Source organism: Variovorax sp. E3 (assembly GCF_016082275.1).
Classification (GTDB): Bacteria; Pseudomonadota; Gammaproteobacteria; order Burkholderiales; family Burkholderiaceae_C; genus Variovorax.
Map to the genome: position 1 here is coordinate 1 of NZ_MOWM01000262.1, position 5,733 is coordinate 5,733.

Below are 5,733 nucleotides of genomic sequence, written 5' to 3' on the forward strand. Positions count from 1 at the left end.
CGAGGCTGCCGGCGCGGTCAGCACGCCCTGCGCCACGGGCCGCTCGCCCGCCGCGCCGGCGATGCCGCTCGCGCAGAGGCCGGCGAAGGCCAGCAGGGTCGGAAGGGCAAGGCGCCGCAGCGCGCTGTGCATGCCCGCGAGGTGTCGTGTGTTGTTCGACATGCGTGGAATCACTTTGGTCATGGGGTGGGGGCGGCGGGTGCCGGCGCGGGCGCGGGAGAAGACGGAGAAGAAGGCGGGGAAGAAGGCGGCGGGGCTTGCAGCGGCGCGGGCGCACCGTGGCGGCGGCCGCGACGGGCGAGGGCGCCAGCAGCTTGCCGATCTCGACGCCCATCAGGAACAGAAGGGCGCACAGCAGCACCAGGCAGGTCACCGTGATGGCGACCATGCGCGAGCTCATCGTGAAAACGTATTGCGACATGGTGGGAAGAAGATGAGCGGGCTCAGGGAATCATGGAAGTGAACTGCCCCGGCACCACGACCTGGATCACGCCGCCCCAGTTGCAGGCGAGCTTGGAGCTGTCCTGCAGGCCGGGCATGCCGCCGACCAGCACCGTGGGCGAGCCGGGAGCCCAGGGCGCGGCCGTCACCGGAATGCAGGGCATGGGCGTGAACGCGCCGAGCGCGGCGGCGGTGGCGGCCGCCACCATCGGGTTCGACATGCTGTTGCAGGTGCCGAACGGCATGATGTTGGCCAGCGGCTTGCTGTCCATGATGGTGGCCGCCGGCATGCCGCCGGTCAGCACGCCGCTGGCGGGCAGCACCACGAGGTTGGAAGGCGCGGCGCCGAAGCTGCATTGCAGCGTGGCCCCCATGCAGACGTGCATGCCCATGGCTCAGTCCCCCCTCATGAGTTTTTCCAGGCTCTTCATGAAGCCCGGCGCGGCGGCGGCGGCCACGATCTCGCAGCCGGTGTCGTCGAAGCGGCGCGGGCTGCCGTGCGGCTTGCCCTGGCGGTAGGCGACTTCTTCCATCAGCTGGCCGTTGGGCCAGAAGCGCCGCAGCAAGCCGTGCAGCACGTTGGCCGCGTAGATGGACGACTGCGCAAGGCCCCCGCCGGGCAGGTAGTCGAGCACTTCGCCGTCGAGCAGGCCCGCGCGGTAGGTCTCGCGCCGCACCAGCCGCGCTTCGTTGTAGTAGCTGGCCGCGCCGTCGAGGCGGCCGGCCGCATAAGGCAGCCGCGCGGTGACGTCGCCCGACTCGGCATAGGCCACGGTCTCGCCGTGCAGCATGCCGCGCACATGCTGCTGCGTTTGCATGAGCTTGCCGCTGGGGTAGTAGCTGCGCGTGGTGCCGTCGGCCACGCCGCCCAGGCGCTGCGTGTCCTGCAGCAGCTGGCCGCGCTCGTCGTACAGGCGCATCGCGCCGTGCGGCACGCCGGCCTGGTAGGACGCCTCCAGGCTGGGCTTGCCCGTGGCCGAGAACACCTGCATGGGCCCGTGCGGCAGGTCGCCCAGGAAGGATGCGCGCGCCACCGTCCGGCCGCCGGCGTCGAGCGCCTCGCGCACCACGGCCTGCGGCACCGGGGCCGGGTCTTTCAAGGGGAGGGAAGAAAGGTCCATCGCGCGCAATCAGTTGATCTTCACCAGCCCGCCCTTGAGCGTGACCATGCCACCACCCTCGACCGCGTTCATGCCCGAGGCCTTGCTGCTGATCGACGGCGCCTCGTTCGACAGCGACACGCCGCCCTTGGCCGACAGCGCCACCCCGGCCTCGGCCTTGAAGTTGACGCCGGCATTGGCGCCCAGGTCGGTGCCGGCCTTCAGGTCGAGCGTCTGCGCCGACTTGATGAGCAGCGTGCCCGTCACGTCGATCACCAGGTTGCCCGTGACCTTGAGCTCGTAGTTGCCCGTCACGGTCTGCGTGAAGTTGGCCTTGTTGCCGTGCGTCTCGTTGCCCGTGACGTCGAGCGCGCGCGTGCCCTTCACCGAATGGGTCTCGTTGCCCATGTCGACCTTGATGGTGCGATTGCCCTTGGTGACGGTGTGCAGCTCGTTGCCGGCCATCACGGTGGTGGTCAGGTCGTTCTCGATCTCGGTGCGCATGTCTTTCTGCGCATGCATGTAGAGCTCTTCGGCGTCCTTCTTGTCCTCGAAGCGCAGTTCGTTGCCCGCCGCGCCGCCCGGCGTCGAGTGCGACAGGATCGTGCTCTGCGTGGACGCCCCCGGCAGCCCGACCGGCGTGGCGTGCGTGCCGTTGTAGACGCTGCCCGACACCAGCGGGCGGTCGGGGTCGCCGTCGACATAGCTCACCACCACCTCCTGCCCGACGCGCGGAATGAACAGCGCGCCCCAGCCCTCGCCGGCCCACATCTGCGAGACGCGCATCCAGCACGAGCTCTTGTCGTCGAGCTTGCCCGCGCGGTCCCACGGGAACTGCACCTTGATGCGGCCGTGCTCGTCGGTCCAGATTTCTTCCGTGCCGGGCCCGACGACCCTCGCCGTGTGGCTGCCCGCCACCACCGGGCGCGGCGTGAGGCGCGGCGGGCGGAAGGGCGTGTTGGGCGGCAGCGTCTCGAAGCTGTTGCGGTAGTGCTCGTTCGCGGCGTGGTGGTGCACGGCGAACACCACGTGCGACGCATTGAGGTCCGCGCGCGGATGCTCCGCCAGCGTGAAGGTGGTGCCCGGCGTCAGGTAGTGGCAGTGGCTGTCGCCGCGGCCCGACTGGCTGCTGGCCTGGTGCGCTTCCAGCCGGATGCGCGCGCGCGCATCGGCGCCGGTCGGCGCCGCGCGCGAGGGGTATTCGTAGTCGGCGCCGCGCCCGCTGTCGGCTTCGCGCTTGGCCAGCAGGCTGGTGGCGGGCTTGAGGAAGTCGTAGTCGTCCACCGTGTGCGACTTGGTCACCAGGCGCGCCTCGGACTCGAAGCGGGTCACTGCATGGGCGTGCGCGAAGTGCTGCTCGCCGCTGCGCACCAGGAGCGTTTCGGCGTGCGGGCAGGGCGCGTACGCCGACTTGTCGTCGGCCAGCACCAGCGTGTGGGTGTCTTCCGCGAATCTGAAGAAATAGAAGATGCCTTCCTCTTCCATCAGGCGCGAGACGAAGTCGAAGGCCGTCTCGTCGTAGCGCACGCAGTACTCGCGCTTGGCGTAGGTGCCCTGCAGCTGCGCCTCGAAGCTCACGTCGAAGGCCGCGAGCACCTGCTGCAGGATCTCGGGCGTGCTCAGGTTCTGGTAGATCACGCGGTCGCGGCCCAGCGTGAGCAGCCACAAGCGCGGCACGAGCTCCAGCGTGTAGGTGGCAAAGTCGCGGTCGCTGCCCAGGTACGTGAAGCGCGAGACGATGCCGTTGAAGAAGCGCGCATCCTTGTCGGGCCGCTGCAGTATCGCGGTGACCGAGGTGCCGATCAGGTCGGCGGCCACCAACGTGTCCGAGCTCGCGCGCATGGTGAGCGTGCAGGCGAACAGCCGCGACATGCCCTCGCTGGCCTGGAAGGCGTCGAGCAGCAGCTCGTCGTCCGCGAGCACGGTCCGCACCGCCAGGAAGGCGGCGTGCTGGGTGAAGCCCTCGCGCATGTTCATCGGCTCAGCGCCGCCGGCTCGAAGCCGAAGGCAAACGCACCGTCGCCGTCCACGCCCATGTGCACCGCGCTGAATGCGGCCGCCATCGAGATGCGCTCCAGCACCTGGCGCGACAGCTCGGGCAGCACCGCGTGCGCCAGGATGTGGTCGATGTTGCGCGCGCCGCTGTCCACCTCGGTGCAGCGCGCGGTAATGGCGTCTTCGACCTGCGCGTCCCAGGTGAAGTCGGCGTGGTGGTTCAGCGCGAAGCGCCGCGCCAGCTTGCCCAGCTTCAGGCTCACGATGCTGCGGATCTGTTCGTCGCCCAGGTGGTGGTAGGGCACCAGCGCCAGCCGGCCCAGGAAGGCGGGGCTGAACTGCTTGAGCAGCTCGGGGCGCAGCCGCTCCACCAGCGCTTCGGCGTCGGGCCGCTGGCCGCCCTGCGAGGCCTGGGTGATCACGTCCTGCGCGGCGTTGGAGGTGAGCAGGATCAGCGTGTTCTTGAAGTCGATCTGCACGCCTTCGCCGTCTTCCATGGTGCCCTTGTCGAACACCTGGAAGAACAGCTCCAGCACGTCGGGGTGGGCCTTCTCCATTTCGTCGAGCAGCACCACGCTGTAGGGCCGGCGGCGCACGGCCTCGGTCAGCACGCCGCCGCGCCCGTAGCCCACGTAGCCGGGCGGCGCGCCCTTCAGGCTGGAGACGGTGTGCGCCTCCTGGAACTCGCTCATGTTCACGGTGATGACGTTGCGCTCGCCGCCGTACAGCAGGTCGGCCAGCGCAAAGGCGGTCTCGGTCTTGCCCACGCCGCTCGGGCCCACCAGCATGAACACGCCCACGGGCTTGCCGGGGTCGTCCAGGTCGGCGCGGAAGGTGCGCACGCGCCGCGCGATGGCGTCGAGCGCGTCGTCCTGCCCGACCACGCGCTCGGCCAGCTTCTCTTTCAGGTTGAGCACGGTGTGCAGCTCGTCGGTCATCATCTTGCCGACCGGGATGCCGGTCCAGCCGGAGATCACCTCGGCCACCATCACGCCGTCGACGCACACCGGCACCATGGGCTCGTCGCTCTGCAGCGCTTCGAGGCCCTTCTCCAGGCGGCGCAGCGCGGCGGTGAGCAGCGCGGGCTCGTTCTCCTCGTCGGGCGGCGGCGCGTTGTCGCGCAGGCTGTCGGCGATCTTGCGACGCAGCGCGACGATTTCCATCACCGCATGCTTTTCTTCGTCGACCTTGTCGGACAGGCGCTTGTGCTTCTGGCGCAGCGTGCCCAGCCGCTCGGTGAGCGTGGCGATGGCGTCCTGGTGGTCGCCGCCGGTGGCGGCCTCGTGGCGCAGCACGCGCAGCTCGCTCTCGGCCGTGGCGATGTCGCGCACGGCCGACTCCAGCTCGGCCGGCAGCCCGTTCTGCCCGATGGCCACGCGCGCGCAGGCGGTGTCGAGCACGCTGATGGCCTTGTCGGGCAACTGGCGGCCGGTGATGTAGCGGTGCGAGAGCTTGACGGCCTCGCGCACCGCGTCGTCGACGATCTCCACGCCGTGGTGCTTCTCCAGCGTCTCGACCATGCCGCGCAGCATGTCGATGGCGACCTCTTCGCTGGGCTCCTCGACCTTCACCACCTGGAAGCGGCGCGCGAGCGCGGGGTCGCGCTCCACGTACTTCTTGTACTCGGCCCACGTGGTGGCGGCGACGGTGCGCAGCTCGCCGCGCGCGAGCGCGGGCTTGAGCAGGTTGGCCGCGTCGCCCTGGCCCTCGGCGCCGCCCGCGCCGATGAGCTGGTGCGCCTCGTCGATGAACAGAATGACCGGCGTGGGCGAGGCCTTGACCTCGGCAATGACCGACTTGAGCCGGTTCTCGAACTCGCCCTTCACGCCGGCGCCGGCCTGCAGCAGCGCCAGGTCGAGCGAGCGTACCGACACCTGGCGCAGCGCGGGCGGCACGTCGCCCTGCACCACGCGCTGCGCGAAGCCCTCGACCACGGCGGTCTTGCCGACACCGGCCTCGCCCGTGAGGATGGGGTTGTTCTGGCGGCGGCGCAGCAGCACGTCGATGATCTGGCGGATCTCGCCGTCGCGTCCGCGAATGGGGTCGATGGCGCCGTCGCGCGCGAGCTGCGTCATGTCGACCGTGTACTGGTCGAGCGAAGGCGTGGCCGAGTTGCCGCGGCGCGCGGTGGGCATCTGCAGCGCGGGCGCGCCGGTGTCGGGCGCCGACGAAGGCGCCGCCGGTTGATGCGCGGGCG

The 5,733-nt window shown here is 70.2% G+C and carries 4 protein-coding genes and 1 pseudogene; all 5 read right to left on the minus strand.

Annotated elements, in window-relative coordinates:
* Positions 1 to 183 (minus strand): annotated as a pseudogene (locus tag BMG07_RS39400) (hypothetical protein); the annotation flags it as partial.
* A gap of 260 nt (positions 184 to 443) precedes the next feature.
* Positions 444 to 833 carry a DUF4280 domain-containing protein gene (locus tag BMG07_RS39405; RefSeq protein WP_198089031.1) on the minus strand — a complete coding sequence of 130 codons (390 nt, stop codon included), beginning with the start codon at positions 831 to 833 and terminating at the stop codon, positions 444 to 446.
* Between the two features lie 3 nt (positions 834 to 836).
* Complete coding sequence (locus tag BMG07_RS39410) at positions 837 to 1,562, minus strand: toxin-antitoxin system YwqK family antitoxin (protein ID WP_198089032.1); 726 nt, start codon at positions 1,560 to 1,562, stop codon at positions 837 to 839.
* 9 nt (positions 1,563 to 1,571) lie between these two features.
* Positions 1,572 to 3,518, minus strand: coding sequence for a type VI secretion system Vgr family protein (locus BMG07_RS39415; RefSeq protein WP_269759853.1), 1,947 nt, complete (start codon positions 3,516 to 3,518; stop codon positions 1,572 to 1,574).
* The coding region (gene tssH / locus BMG07_RS39420) for a type VI secretion system ATPase TssH (protein ID WP_269759854.1) at positions 3,515 to 5,733 on the minus strand (2,219 nt) is incomplete at its 5' end. The genes BMG07_RS39415 and tssH, both read right to left, overlap by 4 nt.